Annotated in this window: 16 protein-coding genes and 2 pseudogenes; 8 read left to right on the top strand and 10 right to left on the bottom strand. The window is 59.3% G+C overall.

The window, feature by feature from the left end; genetic code table 11:
• Nucleotides 1-5: 5 nt before the first annotated feature.
• The 4 genes and pseudogenes from DVO78_RS15545 to DVO78_RS18555 all read right to left on the bottom strand — a co-directional run.
• Nucleotides 6-998, bottom strand: a complete 993-nt coding sequence (locus tag DVO78_RS15545) for a DMT family transporter (protein WP_202912218.1) — start codon at nt 996-998, stop codon at nt 6-8.
• Nucleotides 999-1,242: 244 nt separating this feature from the next.
• Nucleotides 1,243-1,890 (bottom strand): ArsR/SmtB family transcription factor, encoded by a 648-nt coding sequence (locus tag DVO78_RS15550; RefSeq protein ID WP_120006209.1) that lies wholly within the window; start codon nt 1,888-1,890, stop codon nt 1,243-1,245.
• Nucleotides 1,891-1,899: 9 nt separating this feature from the next.
• Nucleotides 1,900-2,343: an MFS transporter gene (locus tag DVO78_RS15555; RefSeq protein WP_157984081.1), complete on the bottom strand. Its 444-nt coding sequence runs from the start codon at nt 2,341-2,343 to the stop codon at nt 1,900-1,902.
• Nucleotides 2,344-2,571: 228 nt separating this feature from the next.
• Nucleotides 2,572-2,649, bottom strand: a pseudogene (locus DVO78_RS18555) (hypothetical protein); the annotation flags it as partial.
• A gap of 656 nt (nt 2,650-3,305) precedes the next feature.
• On the opposite strand from DVO78_RS18555, the gene DVO78_RS15565 reads away from it, so the two are divergent.
• Together DVO78_RS15565 and DVO78_RS15570 are read left to right on the top strand one after the other, a co-directional pair.
• On the top strand, nt 3,306-3,554 hold the full coding sequence (locus DVO78_RS15565; RefSeq protein ID WP_157984083.1) for a hypothetical protein: 249 nt from the start codon (nt 3,306-3,308) through the stop codon (nt 3,552-3,554).
• Nucleotides 3,502-4,269 (top strand): hypothetical protein, encoded by a 768-nt coding sequence (locus DVO78_RS15570; RefSeq protein WP_120006217.1) that lies wholly within the window; start codon nt 3,502-3,504, stop codon nt 4,267-4,269. Before DVO78_RS15565 ends, DVO78_RS15570 begins: the two co-directional genes overlap by 53 nt.
• A gap of 527 nt (nt 4,270-4,796) precedes the next feature.
• On the opposite strand, the gene DVO78_RS15580 is transcribed toward DVO78_RS15570, so the two are convergent.
• Together DVO78_RS15580 and DVO78_RS15585 are read right to left on the bottom strand one after the other, a co-directional pair.
• Nucleotides 4,797-5,765, bottom strand: a complete 969-nt coding sequence (locus DVO78_RS15580; protein WP_120006221.1) for an NADP-dependent oxidoreductase — start codon at nt 5,763-5,765, stop codon at nt 4,797-4,799.
• A complete protein-coding gene (locus DVO78_RS15585; RefSeq protein ID WP_238385357.1) occupies nt 5,762-6,430 on the bottom strand; it encodes a TetR/AcrR family transcriptional regulator in 669 nt (222 codons plus the stop codon). Before DVO78_RS15585 ends, DVO78_RS15580 begins: the two co-directional genes overlap by 4 nt.
• Nucleotides 6,431-6,581: 151 nt before the next feature.
• Between DVO78_RS15585 and DVO78_RS15590 the strand changes: the two genes are divergently transcribed.
• The 3 genes from DVO78_RS15590 (at nt 6,582) to DVO78_RS15600 (ending at nt 8,928) form a co-directional block, all read left to right on the top strand.
• The gene (locus DVO78_RS15590) at nt 6,582-8,156 is read left to right on the top strand and encodes an MFS transporter (protein WP_238385358.1); all 1,575 of its coding nucleotides are present in this window, start codon (nt 6,582-6,584) and stop codon (nt 8,154-8,156) included.
• A gap of 57 nt (nt 8,157-8,213) precedes the next feature.
• Entirely contained in the window at nt 8,214-8,537 is a 324-nt protein-coding gene (locus tag DVO78_RS15595) for a hypothetical protein (protein ID WP_120006225.1), read from the top strand.
• Nucleotides 8,538-8,685: 148 nt separating this feature from the next.
• Complete coding sequence (locus DVO78_RS15600; protein ID WP_420799100.1) at nt 8,686-8,928, top strand: RNA-binding S4 domain-containing protein; 243 nt, start codon at nt 8,686-8,688, stop codon at nt 8,926-8,928.
• A gap of 105 nt (nt 8,929-9,033) precedes the next feature.
• Here the strand turns inward: DVO78_RS15600 and DVO78_RS15605 are convergent, their stop codons facing one another.
• A complete protein-coding gene (locus DVO78_RS15605; RefSeq protein WP_338016586.1) occupies nt 9,034-9,690 on the bottom strand; it encodes an alpha/beta hydrolase in 657 nt (218 codons plus the stop codon).
• Between the two features lie 85 nt (nt 9,691-9,775).
• Here DVO78_RS15605 and DVO78_RS15610 point away from each other — a divergent pair, with 85 nt between their 5' ends.
• On the top strand, nt 9,776-10,708 hold the full coding sequence (locus DVO78_RS15610; RefSeq protein WP_120006229.1) for an SGNH/GDSL hydrolase family protein: 933 nt from the start codon (nt 9,776-9,778) through the stop codon (nt 10,706-10,708).
• On the opposite strand, the gene DVO78_RS18480 is transcribed toward DVO78_RS15610, so the two are convergent.
• The 3 genes from DVO78_RS18480 to DVO78_RS15625 all read right to left on the bottom strand — a co-directional run bounded on the left by DVO78_RS18480 (nt 10,700) and on the right by DVO78_RS15625 (nt 14,304).
• The gene (locus DVO78_RS18480) at nt 10,700-11,332 is read right to left on the bottom strand and encodes a nucleotidyltransferase family protein (protein WP_120006231.1); all 633 of its coding nucleotides are present in this window, start codon (nt 11,330-11,332) and stop codon (nt 10,700-10,702) included. The two genes, DVO78_RS15610 and DVO78_RS18480, sit on opposite strands and share 9 nt — an antisense overlap.
• Nucleotides 11,333-11,336: 4 nt before the next feature.
• Entirely contained in the window at nt 11,337-12,482 is a 1,146-nt protein-coding gene (locus tag DVO78_RS15620) for an XdhC family protein (protein ID WP_238385359.1), read from the bottom strand.
• A 556-nt stretch (nt 12,483-13,038) separates the two neighbouring features.
• Nucleotides 13,039-14,304 carry a type 2 periplasmic-binding domain-containing protein gene (locus DVO78_RS15625; protein ID WP_120006235.1) on the bottom strand — a complete coding sequence of 422 codons (1,266 nt, stop codon included), beginning with the start codon at nt 14,302-14,304 and terminating at the stop codon, nt 13,039-13,041.
• Between the two features lie 295 nt (nt 14,305-14,599).
• On the opposite strand from DVO78_RS15625, the gene DVO78_RS15630 reads away from it, so the two are divergent.
• Both DVO78_RS15630 and DVO78_RS15635 read left to right on the top strand, forming a co-directional pair.
• Nucleotides 14,600-15,193, top strand: coding sequence for a TetR/AcrR family transcriptional regulator (locus tag DVO78_RS15630; protein WP_120006237.1), 594 nt, complete (start codon nt 14,600-14,602; stop codon nt 15,191-15,193).
• 349 nt (nt 15,194-15,542) lie between these two features.
• Nucleotides 15,543-16,219, top strand: a pseudogene (locus DVO78_RS15635) (transposase); the annotation flags it as partial.
• Nucleotides 16,220-16,356: the final 137 nt, after the last annotated feature.

Raw genomic sequence — 16,356 nt, forward strand, 5'->3', positions numbered from 1 at the left:
TGGTCTCACCGGCCTCTGCCGCGCATCAGATCCGGCAGAGAGGCGACGACGACGGCGAGCAGGGTCAGCGCCGTGCCCAGCACGGTGGCGGTGGTGACCACCGAGCCCGGGGCCGGGACCACCAGGTCCAGCAGGAGAGAGCCGATCAGCTGACCGGCGATCATCCCCATGGCAGCCACCAGCACACCGACCTTGGTCACCAGCAGGGCACCCAGGGCGATGAAGACGATGCCCAGCGGACCGCCGATGTAGTACCACCAATCGGCGGGCAGCTGCCCCGGGACCCCTCCTGCGACGACGAGCTTGCCAAGCCACACCACCAGCAGCAGGGCCGATCCGGCGAGGAAGTTGAAGAAGGTGGCGGGAACGGGGCTGCGGTAGACGGCAGTCTGCCGGCCGTTGAGCGCCTGCTGGGCGGCGTTGAGGAAGCCGCCGGTGAACGGAAGGGCCACCAGCAGCAGCCATGCCAGGCCGCGGCCGGTCTCCCCCAGCTGAGGAGACACTGCCCAGAGCACTGCGAAGACGGTCAGAGCGGCGCCGAGCACACGCATCGGGCTGATCCGCTTGCGGCCTGCCGGGCCCAGGCCGATGCGGTCCCAGAGCAGTCCGCCGACGGTCTGCCCGGTCACCACCGCGACGGTGAAGACCGCCACGCCGATCATGCCGATGGTCAGGGTCTGGGTGAGCACGAAGTACCCGCCCAGGCAGCCGGCCAGCAGGTACCACCACTGCACCGCTCCGCGCTGCAGGGAAGGTCTGACCCTGCCCATGGCCCGCCGCCCGGCCGGCAGAGCGAAGGCGATCAGGCACATCAGCAGCAGTCCCACCGAGAAGCTGATCAGCGCGGCCAGGTAGGGGTCCTCGGTCTGGGATGAGAGTTCTGCGTTGACCCGGCCCTGGCCGGGGATCGCCATCCCGGCGGCCAGCATCACCACCAGCAGACCGGCCCAGGCCAACGGGGAGCGCGCAGACGGGCCCGAGGCATTGTCTGAGGTCATGCCACCACAGTAGACCGGCCACACCCGGAACGCTTGGATCGGCTCCGCTATGCGGACTCACCAATGGTGCACTCGGCCATGAGGCGCCCCGCGTTCTCACGTGGGTAGAGCGTCATGAGCTTGAACGGCTGGCGCTGCTGCCGGTTGGGACTGGCCGGGGTCAATAGAGACGTCAGGTTCCTGGAGAAACTAAGAGAAACCAAGGCGCTCCATTGTCCCAGACCGGTCAGAGCACCGTCTTCGATCAGGTGCCACCAGAGGCCGGGGTGGATGCAGCATCGTGGAAAGTGGGCGTTTCCAGCACTGGGAGGATCTGATATTGCACTGAGACCGGGACACGGCCCGGTTCCTCTGAGTCGTCGCCTAGCCGGTATTGGGCGTAGGACGCCAGAAGTTCAGTAATCTCTGTTCCTAGCTCCTCTGCTTCTTCGGGTGTCAGGCTAAGGAAGTAATCGCTGAGGGTGGCCGCGTGACGCCACTGCGGGGGCATGGTTGAGAACTCATCTACGCTCTGGTGCATTCGACCGGCGTAGATCTGGGCGATGGAACGTAGGTAGGTCTCTGCTGCTTCACCATCACCTGTTATGGTGCGCAGCTCTGAGGCATCAGTCATGGTGTGGGCGGCCTTCCACCACCGTTCCCGCCCCACACCACGGGACTGCTCCTCGACCACGAACCCGTAGGTTGACAGTTGGCGCAGGTGATAGCTGGTAGCGTCGCTGTTGAGGGACAGCGCCTGCGCAAGCCTCGTCGCGGTCGTCGGCCCGTGGATGCGCAGATGTCCCAAAATCTGAACTCGCAGCGGATGGGCTATCCCGCGAATGGACCGGGCATCAAGCCGGATAGTCTCATCGCGCGCGGGATCTTGACGCTGTGGTGCGGGTTCGCTCATGACGGCATCCTATCCGTTACCCGCAGCGGAATCCGGGGGTCGTTGATCCATCTGTTTCCAGGTGGGTGCCAGCGCAGGGACCAACGTGGCCAGAAGGTAGCCGGCGCCGAGTGTCAGCAGCGCTGGAGACAGTGCAAACATGGAGATCAGACCACCGGAGACCATACCCCCGAAGGGGATTCCAGCCCATGCCAGTGAAGAGATCAGTGCGCTGCCGCGTCCGACCATCGACTGTGGCAGACGCTCAAGGGTTACTGCTGTGATGATGGGGTTCAACACCCCGATCCCCATCCCAGAGATGACGAACACCACGATCACTGCTGACAGTGGTACATCAACGGCGAGCACGAGGAAGCGGGGTGCGCCGCCGATCAGGAACCCAATCAAGTACGTCACCCGCCGGCGCAGTCGGTGCCCGAACACTGAGGCTGCGATGCTGGTGAGCACTGCCACACCCACTCATCGCAGGTTCAATCACGGTGAGTAGCCGGGCAGGAAGAACAGCTTCAGCTGCCCATCGCTGTCGGCGGCGAATTTCTTGACCACCGGGCTCCGGCCTCTCGGTGCCCAGGTCCTGCCAGCGTGATGATCGGAGCGGATGCATGCCTCATCAGCGAAATAGACCGTGGCCCCTGTTTTCTTGGCTTCTTTGGCGATCTGTGGACACTCCTGGGTCTTCCAGGCATCGACCTTGTCAGGAGCTGCCCACCACACCCTCCACAGCGGCTGCTGCGGGGACAACCCCATCCGGTGAAGCATCCGCCGTGGCCCAACACCCCTGGCGCAGGATCATGCAAAAGGTGGACGAGACCACCTCCGGGCAGGACTGGCTCCTCCGCGACGAGGTCACCTTCGACGACATTGCTGGCGAGCTGCGGTGACATCTCGTCGGGATCGAGCTCAGTGCCTTCAGCAGGCAGAGCAATCTGTATGCCTTCCGGAATGTCGAAAATCAGAACATCGCCGCAAATGTGATAAGTGCTGAGACCGGTCGGGGTAATGTTCGCGTCTTCGGTTGTTGCATTGTTCCTCTCGCTTTCCGCTCGCGTTCGGAGGGCGACGTTTTAGATTTCGACCATGATCTAAGTTGCCAGGCGGCTCCTTCTCGCAGCCCAATGCGCCAGCAGGCCGGCCGCCATGACGAAGACAAACAAGACGTAAGCGTAGGGCGGAACTTGTGACGGTTCACGTAGAGCAATAGCAAGGATGACGATTCCGACGATTGTGCCGAGAGCCAATCCTCCAATTCGTAGTGCTTTTATGTGAAACCCCTTTAATCTGCTGTATCCGTGATTTGTGTCACCATACCTATGTATTATTTCTCTTTCAATAGGTGTGATTAGTGGACACAGGACTTGCCCGTCCCACATCGCGCCAACGGCGCCCATCACCCTGTGGCACATGAGTAAAAAAATGTGACGCGAAAGGGCGTGGAGATCGTCAAGGTTGGCACCCACAAGTCCGGTGGCAACGAGTTCTCAGTCACCACCGAGGACCTCAAGAACATGGTGACCGCCTCCGAAGGCGGAACCCTCCCGCCGGCAGTGGTGAAGCTCGGACACATCAACGTCGCCGTCGAGAACCCGGAATGGGGAGACGGCACACCAGCGTATGGAGATCACCGACCTGCGCCTCTCCGACGACGAGACCACATTGCTCGGTGATTGGATCAACGCGCCTGAGGACCTGGCCGATAAGCCGCCTTCGGCGTACCCGAACCGGTCCATGGAAGCCACCTTCAACATGGAGCTCAAAGACGAGACGGGCGAGGTCACCGAATCCTACCCCGCAGTACTCACTGCCCTCGCGCTGTTGGGTGCCACCGCCCCCGCGGTGAAGAACCTGGCACAGATCCACGCCTCGTTCTCCGCCGATGGTCACAAGGTGTTCGCCTCCGGTGGGACCAGCGTCCGCATCACCACATCACTGCCCGGCGGGCTGACCGGCAACGCGCTCTCCGAAGCGCTCCGCGCAGCCCTGCGAGGACTCGAACCGGACGACGCCTGGTACTGGCTCATGGACTGGACAGACGAGCACGTCTACTACCGAGACGAGGACGACACCGGCGGCATCTACCGGCACGACTACACCGTCACCAGCTCCGGAGTCATCGAATTCACCGGTACCCCAGTACCCGTGAAAGCCGCGTTCATCCCAGCCGAACCAGACGGGTCTGCACCGGCGCAGACCGTCCCACACAGCAACGCAGCCCTGTCGGACAGTGGCACCACGGACGCCTCTAACCCGGTGGCGAACCCAGCGAACGACCAAGGAGAACCACGCATGTGGACAGATCAAGACCCGCGCCGCGCTGGCCAAGAAATACGGTCTCGCCGAGAACGCCACCGACGAGCAGATCGAGGAAGCGATTCTCGCTGACCCACCCGAAGGTGGCACCAACGACGAGCCCGAGACCCCAAACACTGACCCAGAGGGCACCCAGTCCGGTGAGGGTGAGGGTGAGCAAGCCACGCAGGAGCCGCCGCATCCACCGGCGCCCCCGGCACTGTCGTTGTCGGCTACGCGATCGCCAACGCTGCCTCCGGCGATACCGCCGCAGTCCTGCTGAACTAAACCCGAAACCTGGAGAGGAAAACACACTATGCCCAGGACAGCTTTTTACCCGCCCGCTGCAGTTACTAAGACACGCGTTTGTAGGGCGAATGCTTTTGGTGTCTGTGGTGGGAGATTTGAGGTATGCCCGATGATGATGGCCGGAAGTTAGACCACCAGACTTTGGAGCAGCTCCGGTTGCGGGCGGTGGACCTGGAAGGTGATCGGCGAACTGATCCGCAAAGAATTCGGTGTGAGCCTGTCGGCTCCGGCGGTGACGCGGACGGTGTCTAGGACGCGGCTGGGTCGGTTCCAGTGATGCTCGGCAGAGTCGAGAATGTCATGGCACTGTGTCACGTCACGATGTCGATGATCCGCTTGCCGGGTGTTGGGTCTGTCTCCAGGTGATGGTGGGCCTCGGCGATCTGGGCGAGCGGGAAGCGTTGGGCAACAACCGGTGCGAGGTGTCCGAGGTCGATGAGGCTGGCGAGGTCGTTCAGGTGACGTCGTGACGGTAGAGCAAGTACGGGGCGAATCGATGTCCTGCCCGGGAGCACCGAGGCGACGATCAGGCCTGGCCGATCCGGAACGGCGGCGGAGACGCGCCCGCCGTTCTGCACGACCTGAGTCAACCGCTTGAGGTCGTCGCCGCCGACAATATCGAATGCGGCATCGACTGGGGCAAGTGAGTTCCAGTCGAGTGAGTGATAGTCGACGGTTTCCTGCGCTCCCAGGCTCAAACAGAGGTCATTGTTGCGGGGGCTGCATAGTGCGATGACATGCGCTCCGAGGTGCCGGGCGATCTGGATGGCCGCGGTTCCGACCCCGCCGCTGGCACCGCGGATGAGGACCCGCGCTCCAGGACGCAAACGCAGAGAGCGCAGGCCGAGGTGGGCGGTGAGAGCGGCCACCGGCAGGGCCGCCGCTTCGGTGAGTGGAATGCGTGTGGGAGCCTCAACGACCCAGCCGGATCGGACTTCCACGTACTCTGCGGCGGCCATCAGCTTTTTGACCGGGAGCCCTCCCAAAGCACCCCACACCGGTGTGCCGACCGGTGGGCCTTTCCACCGCTTGCCCGCGGCTACGATATGGCCTGCGACATCAAGGCCAGTCCCGATGGGCGGTCGCCGAAGCGCCCGCAGTTCTCCCCGGCGGGCCTCAAGGTCGAGTGGATTGACGGTCGTGGCGAGCATCCGCACCACAGCCCGGTCAGAGCGAGGCGGCCGCAGAGGAACATCGCGGACCTTCAAAACCGGCGGGTCGCCGAATGCGTCGGCCTGCGCGGCCCGCATGGAGGTGGGCATCTGATTCTCCATGGTCATTGGACGTCCTTCGTGCTGTCTGCTTCGATGCCGTCGAGGATGACGTCGAGCCCGTCAGCGAACCAGTCCCGTTCGCCGTGGGGCAGCGGGTCACTGATGAGGCGGCGCAGGCGAGGGAACGCCTCGAGGTCGACGTCGGCGAGGCGTTGTTGCCAGTTACGCCCTGGGTCATCACTTGCTTCGGCTGGTCGCTCCCCGAGGAAAACCCGTGCACTGCCTTGGACGTAGTTGATGATGGTAATAATCGCCCGAGCCGCCGCGTGCGGCGTTAACTCTAGCTTCTCGAGCGCGCACAGAGCCCACTCCATTGCCCCCAGTGAAGAAGGACCAAACGGCGGAGTCACGCTTGTGGTTGCAGGTAACATCCACGGGTGGGCGAGGAACATATCCCAATCCACTCGAGCGAATGCATGCATCGCTTCTCGCCAGCTAAGCCCAGTCTGGTCGGGGTAGGTGTACTCGCTGGTGACCTGCTCGACCATCGCTGCGATCAACTCATCCTTATCGGCCACGTGCCGGTAGAGCGACATGGCACCAGCACTGAGCTGATCGGCCACGCGCTTCATCGTCATCGCCTCCAAGCCGACCTCATCGGCGACCTCGACCGCCGCGGCAGCGATCTTCTCCCCAGAGAGCGGCCCAGAAGGGCCCACTCGTGGACTCACGCGATTCACCTCCTGCATCGAACCTGTAGGTTGCGTATTCCATACGCTACACACTAAGGTCGTTGCGTATCAAATACGCAACCTGTTTGGGAGGATCCCCGTGTCTATATCGACCCTTGACCAGTCCGGCCCACGGATGAGGTGGCTGGGCTTGGCGGTACTGACGTTGCCGGTGATCTTGACCTCGATGGACATCACCATCCTGCATGTCGCGATCCCGACCATCAGTCGTGAACTGGCTCCGAGTTCGAGCCAAATGCTGTGGATTCTCGATGTATATGGATTCTTGCTGGCTGGGCTGTTGATCCTCATGGGCAATATCGGTAACCGGATCGGTCGCCGCCGGATTCTCATGATCGGGGGCGTGGTGTATGTGGCGGCTGCGATGCTTACGGCGTTTGCGCCGAACCCGGAAGTCCTCATCGCCGGTCGTGCCCTGATGGGGCTCGGCGGAGCCACGCTGATTCCCTCGACGCTGTCGCTGGTTCGCAACATGTTCCCCGACTCGGCGGAGCGCACGCACGCTATCGGCATCTGGACCGCAAGCACCTCTGGCGGTATCGCGCTGGGCCCGATCGTCGGCGGGCTGCTGCTCGAGGCGTTCTGGTGGGGTTCAGTTTTTCTGATCCATGCGCCGATCATCGTGCTATTCCTGATCGCCACTCCGCTGCTGGTGCCGGAGTACAAGAATAGGGCATCGGCCCGGCTTGACCTGTTCAGCGTTGGACTGTCATTCGCTGCGATCCTGCCAAGCGTTTGGGCAATTAAGACTGCCGCCGAAGAACTGGCGATGACACTACAGACATGGGCAGCACTTGGTGTCGGGCTGCTCGCCGGGGCGATATTCCTCTTCCGGCAGGGGCGGATCAGCCAGCCGCTGGTCGATGTCAGCCTGTTCGCCAACCCACGTTTCACCGGCGCGGTTCTGGGGGCAGGATTGGCCATGTTTGGGTTGGTCGGGGTGATGTTCTACTTTGCCCAGTATCTCCAACTAGTCGCCGGGCTCTCCCCGCTGATCGCCGGAGTGGCGATCCTACCGATAGTAGTGGGGGTGGGTTCGATGGCCGTACTGTCCTCTTTACTCGTGCGCCGATTCGGCTACCCGCGAGTGTTCGGGGCTGGCGCGGCCGTAGCAGCCGCGGGCATATTGGTCTTCAGCCGCACGCCAGCCGACGGCGGACTCGTCCTTGCCATCATCGCCAGCGCATTCATCGGTGCCGGGATCGCCCCGATGGCGACATTGACCACAGACATCGTCGTCGGGACCGCCCCACCCAGGCGTTCAGGTGCCGCAGCCGCACTCGAGGAGACCGCCGCTGAATTTGGTAGCGCGCTAGGCATCGCCGTACTTGGCACCATCGGCACTGTTGTATACCGCTCCCGCATCCTCGACGGAGTACCCGACGACATTCCCGAGGAAGCCACCGAAGCCCTCAGCTCTAACCTCGGAGCCGCACTCGGCGTCGCCGAGCAACTTTCTGGCGACGCGGCAGAACACCTGACTGCCCTCGCGCAACAGTCGTTTGTCGATGGACTCGGAGCAGCAACTATCGTTGGAAGTTGCATCCTCCTGGTCGCCGCCGTGATCTGTCCAATACTAATCCACAGAGGCAGGAACACCACTCAGTCAGTCATGAACCCCGACGAGAAACGCCAGAGACGTGATGAGTGCAGCAGCCCACACAAGCTGCCTGTTTGTCCACCGTGTGGTTTCCCCGGTGAATGAGGTGGAGTCATGGACGGTGCTGGGCGGTGATGGTGCACCAATTGCCCCGATCGAGCGGTGTCAACCCCGAATCAAGCGACACCGAACACGGTCAAGGCCTATGCCCACGATGTGAAGGACTGGTTCGTATTCCTCTCTGCTGAGGACCTTGATCGGCGGGAGGTGCGGCTGAAGAGCGTCGGCGAGTTCCTGGCACCCTGCCTGGGGTATCTCAACCATGAGATGAACCACGAAACGCTGGTTCCCATTGACGAGGATCTCTCCGAGGCCATTGCTGAGCAGCGATGCCGACTACACGAGCGGCGGCCTGACGGTGCCAATGTTAAGTCCGCGCCACCTAGAACGACGACGGAGAGGCAAACATCTGATGCATGCCGATAACAGCCACCACTTGATCACTGCGGCGAAGAAATGCCACAAGATCACACCAGAAAAGGGCAGCCAAGCTCTACCCAACCTCGACCGAGAGGGCGGGCCGGTCACACTCCAAGTCGTCGCGTAGAAAGCCGAAGCCTGGGATGATGGTGCTGTGAATGACGTGATCGAGGTGCCCATACGGGACGCAAGCATCAGGCTGGGTCAACTGCTCAAGTTGGCCGGGGTGGTGGACAACGGCGCAGTAGCCCGCGAGGTGATCGCAGGCGGCGTCGTCCGTGTTGACGGAGAGGTGGAGGACCGGCGCGGGGCGCAGATCAGACCAGGCCAGACCGTGGAGTTCCACGGCGAGGAGGTCGGCCTGCCCTCAGTCACCCTCACCTTGGTCAGCGGGTAGCTTGACTCCCAACGTTTAAGCCGATCAAGCCTGTGCCCGATCTCATGCAGGCCACCCACCCTCCGGGCTCTTCATCCGATGGCACATTCGGTGGCGGCAGGTCACTTACGCATGCAGCACCTCTGCGGTGAGGAACTCCTTGATGTGGGCGACTTCCTGCGGCACCACGCCGTGGCCAGCACCGGCGTAGAGGACTTTGGTCAGCTTCACCGTGCTGTTGGCCCACTGGTGGGTGTAATCGATCATCTCCTGGGAGATGATCGGATCCGCCTGATCCCGGCCCCAGAAGAAGGGGACCTTCCGCGCCGCCAGTGCCTCATCGTCGAAATACCCGCTCAGCCCCTCACCGCGGTCGGGGTCCACAGCGAAACCGGAGAGACCCACTGTGGCGGAGAAATCATCAGGGCGGGTCCGCAGCAGGCTGGTCGCCATGGCCATCCCCATGGAGAAGCCGATCAGCGTCACCGAGGAGTGCTGCCCACGGACCGAGTCGATCCAGTTCCAGAGGTCTTCCACCGCATCGCGTGCCGCTGAGGATGAGTAGGCCAGCCGCTCGACGTCCAGGTCGAACCAGGTGTAGGCGCCGAAACCCATGGCCACCGGTGCCCGCAGCGAGGCGTAGGTGAACTCCTCGGGAAGTCCGGGCACCAGGCCCAGCAGGTCGCGCTCATTGGCCCCGTAGCCGTGCAACAGCACCGCCAACGGGGTGCCTTCACGTGCCTGTTCGTCTCGGGTCCATTCCACCGTGTACTCAGATGCCATACCAGCCATCCTACGGATCCCCTGCGCTGATCGGTTGGAAACTCATCCCTGAGGTGGATGGACGTTACTGGTCAGTTCAGGAAGAATGAAAGAAGTGAGCGCACCAGAAGAACGCAGCCAAAGCACAGCGGACGACCGCGCAGCCGCGCAGGAGCTGGCCACCGGAGACCAGAACCCCAGCCAGCACCCGTGGCAGCGCTATGTGGCTCTGGGCGACTCCTTCACCGAGGGCATCGGCGACCCCGATCCGAACCGTCCGGGCTATCATCGCGGCTGGGCGGATCGGGTCGCGCAGGAGCTGGCCCAGGGCGCACCGAACTTCGCCTACGCCAACCTGGCGGTGCGCGGGAAGCTGATCAATCAGATCCGGGACGAGCAGGTCGCCCCGGCCCTGGAGCTCAAGCCGGACCTCATCACCCTGTGCGCAGGCGGCAATGATGTCATCCGCCCCGGCTCCGACCCCGATGAGACCGCACGGACCCTGGACACCGTGGTGCAGATCCTCAGTATCACCGGTGCCACCGTGGTGCTGTTCAACGGCCCCGATGTGCGTGATACCCCCATGATGGGCTCTATCCGCGGCAAGGTGGCGATCTTCAATGAGAACGTCCGGACAGTGGCCAAGCGGCACGACGCCGTGGTGGCGGATATGTGGAGCCTACGTGAGCTGACGGCCAAGGAGATGTGGGACGAGGACCGCTTGCACTTCTCCCCGCTGGGGCACCACACCATTGCGCGGATGGTGCTGGACACTCTGAACGTGCCCCATGACCTGAGTCCGGTAGAGCCTACGCCCCCGTCAGAGCGCTCCTGGCGGGAGGCCCGAGTCGACGACGCTATCTGGGCCCGTCACCACCTGTTCCCCTGGGTCATCCGCCGGCTGCGCGGGCGCTCCTCCGGCGACGGCCTGACCGCCAAACGCCCGGACATCGAACCACTGTTCGGCGGGTCCATGCCGCTGGGCAGTGCTGGTGGCGGTGACGAACCGCAAGAAATGACACGACGTAACTCAGTGTGAGTTCTTCTCCAGCGCCTGGATGCGCCTGTATCGGTCAAGGTCCTCAGGAGTGTCAAGGTCAGTAAATCGGGTAAACCTCGTGATGTCGATATCATCGACTCGATGGTGATTTGCCTGCAAGAAGCGTCTCGCCCCTTCATCCCCAATAGCTTGCAGGGACGCAGTAACAGCGTCCGAAGTAGATAGAGAGACCGGATGAGAGGCCCTGCTTCCGATCATTCCCCGAGTGATCCTGCCAGCAACCCGCGCATTGATTACAGTACGTAATGCTTCAGGGCTAATTCCGGGCTGGTCTACGAGTAGGACTGCGATCGCACTTGCACCGGAATCCGCCGCGCTCCTTACACCCACACGAAATGAAACGCTCAGCCCGCCCATCCATTCCGAGACAACACAAGTAGCCTCTCGAAACTCTTTTGAAGACTCAGCGTTCAAATGCTGCCGCACTTCGTGGGCACGGTGTCCTAACACAAGAACCGGACGAGTACCGGCCTCCAACGCGGTAGCCAGAGCCTTTGCCACCAGACTAATACCGTTCACTCTCAGAAGAGCTTTGCCATGACCTCCGAGCCTACTACCAGCGCCTGCTGCTAGAATTACTGTCGCAAAATCTGCATCTCTCACAAAACTAGGGGGCGTTCATAAGAGTCGGCTCACCATGAATGGGCCCCAGGAGTGTATTCAGAGGTTTTCCCGATCTTCCCCGGTGAAGAGCGATAATTTCTGCGACAATGCTCACTGCTGTTTCCTCCGGAGACCGGCCCCCCAAATCCAACCCGATCGGACTCCGAAGCCTAGAAATCTCATAGTCTGCGAGTCCAGCATCACGTAAGCGACGCAAGCGGTCTTGGTGAGTGCGATGGGAACCCATAGCACCTATATATCCCGCTTCTGAATACCGTAGTGCGCGTTCCAATACCGGTACGTCGAACTTGGAATCATGAGTGAGCACGCATACCGCGCTACGCTCGTCAATCCTTCCAGCATCGACTTCTTCTATAAGATAATCATCCGGCCAGCGAACCACGACCTGATGTGCGTCCGGAAATCTCTTAGAAGTCGTGAAGGTCGGGCGAGCATCACAAACAGTCACTCGATATCCCAAGAATCTGCCAATCCGGCTAAGTGCAGTTGCAAAGTCGATAGCACCAAAAATAAGCATTCGAGGTGGAGAAGTAAAGGACCGCACAAAAACCTGTTGCCGTAAGTCTCCATAGTCCGACAGATTCGAGTACTCCAAGACTTCGTTGCGGCCTGCCGAAAGTAGTTCTTGGGCATCGCGAATCAGCGAGTCGTGCTTCTGAGCGCGTGTCTCTATAGGATTCCCGTCTAATCCACTGGGTCGAATGGCCATGTGCTCACCAATACGCCCAGGATCAGGATGACTTATCACTGTAGCCACAGCGACCGACTTCCCATGGCGAATGTCGGAAAGCACATCCTCTAATTGTGGAAAACTCCCAATTGAGACAGGTTCTATGAATACCTCTAGACTTCCTCCACAGGTGAGACCCACACCTAAGGCCACTTCGTCACTAAACCCATACACTTCCAGCCGCGCTTCGCGACCAGCGATTACTTCCTGCGCCGATTCATAGACTGCACTTTCTACGCAACCCCCAGAAACCGAACCAATGACATCACCAGAATCAGTCACAAGCATTGCAGCCCCGGCATCTAACGGTGCAGAGCCGCTGGTGCGAACAACTGTAGCCAGAGCAGCATTTCCTGACGAGTCCAACACATCTTGTAATGCAGCTGCCAGATGATGCAACGACGTGAACCTCTCTCGATCTACCTAGACTATGCCTATTTCACTGCTGTGCCTCAATCATTAGCCCTCTAAGTTCAAGGTTTCGGCGTAGTACCTAAATCACGGGCGATTCGAGTACCCGATCTGTGGGTATGTGGCGCCGAGAACTATGCCCTCTCCAGAAATGACAGCTGAAATGCAAATCCGCGACTTATTCTCACCATTATGACCCACATTAGTCAGCTGACAAATGTTCAGATGCAGTGAATGAACTCTCTCTCATGCCACAGTATAGTATTTTGTCTTTTGTAAGTAACCGAATCATAAACCCAAACATCTCGGATTACAAATGCTTAATCTACCGGTCAGCGGCAAGCCTGAGTGGTTTAGACACTGGGCCCCACCGCCCGATCCCGACTCTTCCGGACCTGTGAATCTGCCTGCTAACTCCGCGTACTGAAAAGCCGTGGCCCTCGAGTTCCCTAGTGAATACCTGGCCGAGGCCCCAGCGACCGCATAAATTGAATAAGAGCCCTAAAGCCGCAATCGCCAACTTCGAATGACCGCGTCTGGACTATCAAGCGGGCCGATGAGGCAGTACTACCTGCTCAAAGAACTCCGCAGCAAAATCATCAGGGCTAAATTCCTCACTATCGAACCACTCATGGAAATCACCATAATCTCCTTCATTCTGATATCCAAGTTCTACTGCGGCGTCAGTCCAATATTCATAGGCTTCGGACATACGCTTTAGCATATCTTCGTTTCCTGTTTCACTCAGATACTCTTCGACACTCGAATAAGCGTTGCTAAGCGCGTCATCAGCCTCTTCAGAAAAGGACAGAAAAGAACCATTTGACTGATTAACACGTTCAGACGCGTCAGCTCCAGAGCCAATGGATGAGCGCAAAGAGTCTCCGAAATAGCCCTCAACTTGGTCAAAAATCAGTTGCTGTGCCGCGAGAGGAAGTTCTTTGAAATTTAATCCCCCAAAAAATCCACCAGCCCCTCGAGTGAAACTATTTGTTTCAGGGTAGGACACATTAGCAGCCACCTCTATTAAACCTAGAGGAATACCGGTATTAAGGTTCATTAACGTGCAGTCAACGACGTTCCTTTGTAGCCCTTCATATACCTCTAGAAAATTCATTGACACCGGCGACCCGCCAAGCTCACGAACCTGTTCCTGCTGGACCGTTCCTGAAACGCGGATCTGCCTGCCATCCCACGTATCAAGGTCCACTCCCCCATCACCGCAAATTGAAAATACAGTTCCTGCGGCATCAACAGGCATTAGCGGAACAAGTCCATTGTGCTCCAATTCGTCGTGTAGTTCAGGCGTACTCCATGCGACATCCAAGAATGCCGCATTAGCAGCCATTTCACCGACAAGCGGCGAGGGCTCGAAAACCGCCGTGCTCGCATACAAAGCGTCCGTCGCAGGGTACTTGCTTGGCTCATACATGAGCAGTTCATACGCGAGGTCCAGGCGTCCGTCAGCGAGGGCATCCGCAATTTCTCCGGTACCAGCGATTGCATGCCCATAGACCACATCAATTGAGATCTTTCCGCCTGAGACTTCTTGAACATTATCCGCAAAACTCTGGCTGCGCAGTGCCATAGGTTCAGTCGGAGACGATGCAGTGCTCTGATATGTCAGTGTGATCGGTTCCATGTCGACAAGAGCATCTTGATACTCCTCAGGCGTTGCGCCGTATTCCACCCCAGTATCACCGCTTGAACTGGAATTACCGCCTGCCCCGCCAGCACAACCTGTCATCAGCGTCATCACCAGCCCCGCGCCACCGATGGTGAGTAGTTTTCTGTTCATATCTGTGGTCACCCTAATTTCTTTGCAGAGTCTTGCAAGTGCTTAACCTGAAATGGCATGACAGTTGGTCACTCATACTGAACGTGTACATTGGTGCACCTATGAGAATAAATTTCGCTTACCATAAGACTTCTCCTCCAACTTGTTGGTCTCTGCGCATGTACTGACACGTCCAGTCTTGTGATTGTTCTTGTCGCTTTATGGCGCTTGAGAATCCATAGGTTAATCTGGACAGGATCGAGATGCCCGTATTGGATTCCTTTACGGTATCGTAACCGTAACCAAGAAAATGTGAGACTGTCAACACATGAGCTATAACATCACCCCAATTTTCAGGAACCCTGGTCGCCCAAGAGATGGCAGTATCGATGATCGAGTGATCAAAGCCACTCTCAACCTGATTGTGGAGATTGGCTACGATGCCATGTCAATGGCCAACATCGCAGCCGAAGCTAAAGTTACAAAGCCTTCCCTCTATCGCCGTTGGGAAAATAAGGAGGATTTGGTCACTTCGGCTGTTTCCACTCTGGCAGCAAAGGGCCCAGACCACTTAGCGGATGGCGTATGGGAGCAACTTGAATGTGAACTAAAATCATTCCATAAGGCAATTAGCCGGCCGGGGGGAATGGCCCTCATCGGTAATGTTCTCGCTCTAGAGGCCCGTCACCCTCAACTCGTCAAACTCTATCGCGAAAAAGTTGTTAATGTGCGAAGGTCGCGTCTTATTAGAGTATTAGAATCTGGCAAAGCATCAGGAGCTCTGCGCCCGGAGACGGACGCACGAAGTGTTGTCAGCATGCTCCTCGGATTTTACTACGCTAGTCGTCTTGAGGGAACACAACACGACGAAACGTGGCCGGCCACATGTATCAAATTAATCCGCAGGGGTATCGAAACGTGAGGCCTCAGCACGGGATTTGCTGGTTATAATGAACACCGTTCTTCTCTGATGGAAACTCTCTGGATTGATGAGCATATCGTGCACCACGTAGAGCTATTGGCTGACTTTTTGTCATGACCTTGTGCACAGCCCACGACGTCTTTGATCGTGCGTCGCTGGACTTCGACCGCATTGGTGGAGTTCAGGGTTGGCGGTGATCGTCTCCCCTTTAATCTCGATGTCAGCCTGCCTGCAGCGCCGTACGGTGGTGACGAATCACTGCCGGGACCATCCGGTGATAGCCTCGAGGTGTGGTCTGCCGCGGTGTTCTCGGGCAGGGGCCCTTCTACCCGAGAGTGAGATCACGAACATGACTGCATCACGCAGACGGTTCAGCCAGGAGTTCAAGGACGAGTTGTGCCAGGAGGTGATCTCGACCTCCTGGCACAATCAAAGACGTCGCGACTGCTTATGGTGTCGGTCCCGAAACCCTGCGGAATTGGTTAATCAAGTACCGGGCCGCTCATGGCGGCAACCAGAGCGAGGTAACCCTCGATGAGCGGGCCAGGCTCAAAGAGCTGGAGCGAGAGAATCAGGATCTGCGCGCGGAAACGGCTTTTTTGAATCTAAGAGTGCTTACTTCGCGCGGCAGCAGCGACCGTGAGCAGATACCAGTACATCGACTCCTGCAGGACCGACCCGTCCGAGACCAACCCGGTAACCAAGATGTGTGCCTGGCTGCTTGTCTCAACCTCAGGGTTCTACCACTGGCTGTCGAGGCCAACCTCAGCCACCGCGGCCCGCAAACAGGTGTTAACGGCCCGGGTCAGGGGGTTCTTCGATGCCTCCGAGGGCACCTACGGGTACCGGCGCATCCACGCCGACCTGGCCTGCGAAGGCAGCGAATGCTCGCCGGAACTGGTGCGTCAGATCATGGGCACCGAGGGCCTGGTTGCCTCTCAGCCCAGACCGTTCAGGGTCACCACAGAGGCCGATGCTGCAGCTACCGAGATGCCAGACCTCATTGAGCGGGACTTCACTGGCTCATCGCAGATGAGGGTGTAGGAGGGGTCTGAATGTGATGTCTCATAAGATCGTGGACAGTCGGTCTCAGGACATCGTGGGCGGAATCTAGTGGTGGTTGCAACGGCTTGAATTTCAGGAGTTGCATTGGAGCACACCGA

Origin of the sequence: Nesterenkonia muleiensis (assembly GCF_003600155.1) — a bacterium.
Classification (GTDB): Bacteria; Actinomycetota; Actinomycetes; order Actinomycetales; family Micrococcaceae; genus Nesterenkonia; species Nesterenkonia muleiensis.

What these genes read in the sequence shown, in the direction of transcription:
- DVO78_RS15545 (WP_202912218.1), bottom strand. Translation starts at nt 998, where the DNA reads ATGACCTCAGACAATGCCTCGGGCCCGTCTGCGCGCTCCCCGTTGGCC.
- DVO78_RS15550 (WP_120006209.1), bottom strand. Translation starts at nt 1,890, where the DNA reads ATGAGCGAACCCGCACCACAGCGTCAAGATCCCGCGCGCGATGAGACT.
- DVO78_RS15570 (WP_120006217.1), top strand. Translation starts at nt 3,502, where the DNA reads ATGGAGATCACCGACCTGCGCCTCTCCGACGACGAGACCACATTGCTC.
- DVO78_RS15580 (WP_120006221.1), bottom strand. Translation starts at nt 5,765, where the DNA reads ATGACCATGGAGAATCAGATGCCCACCTCCATGCGGGCCGCGCAGGCC.
- DVO78_RS15605 (WP_338016586.1), bottom strand. Translation starts at nt 9,690, where the DNA reads ATGGCATCTGAGTACACGGTGGAATGGACCCGAGACGAACAGGCACGT.
- DVO78_RS15610 (WP_120006229.1), top strand. Translation starts at nt 9,776, where the DNA reads ATGAAAGAAGTGAGCGCACCAGAAGAACGCAGCCAAAGCACAGCGGAC.
- DVO78_RS15630 (WP_120006237.1), top strand. Translation starts at nt 14,600, where the DNA reads ATGAGCTATAACATCACCCCAATTTTCAGGAACCCTGGTCGCCCAAGA.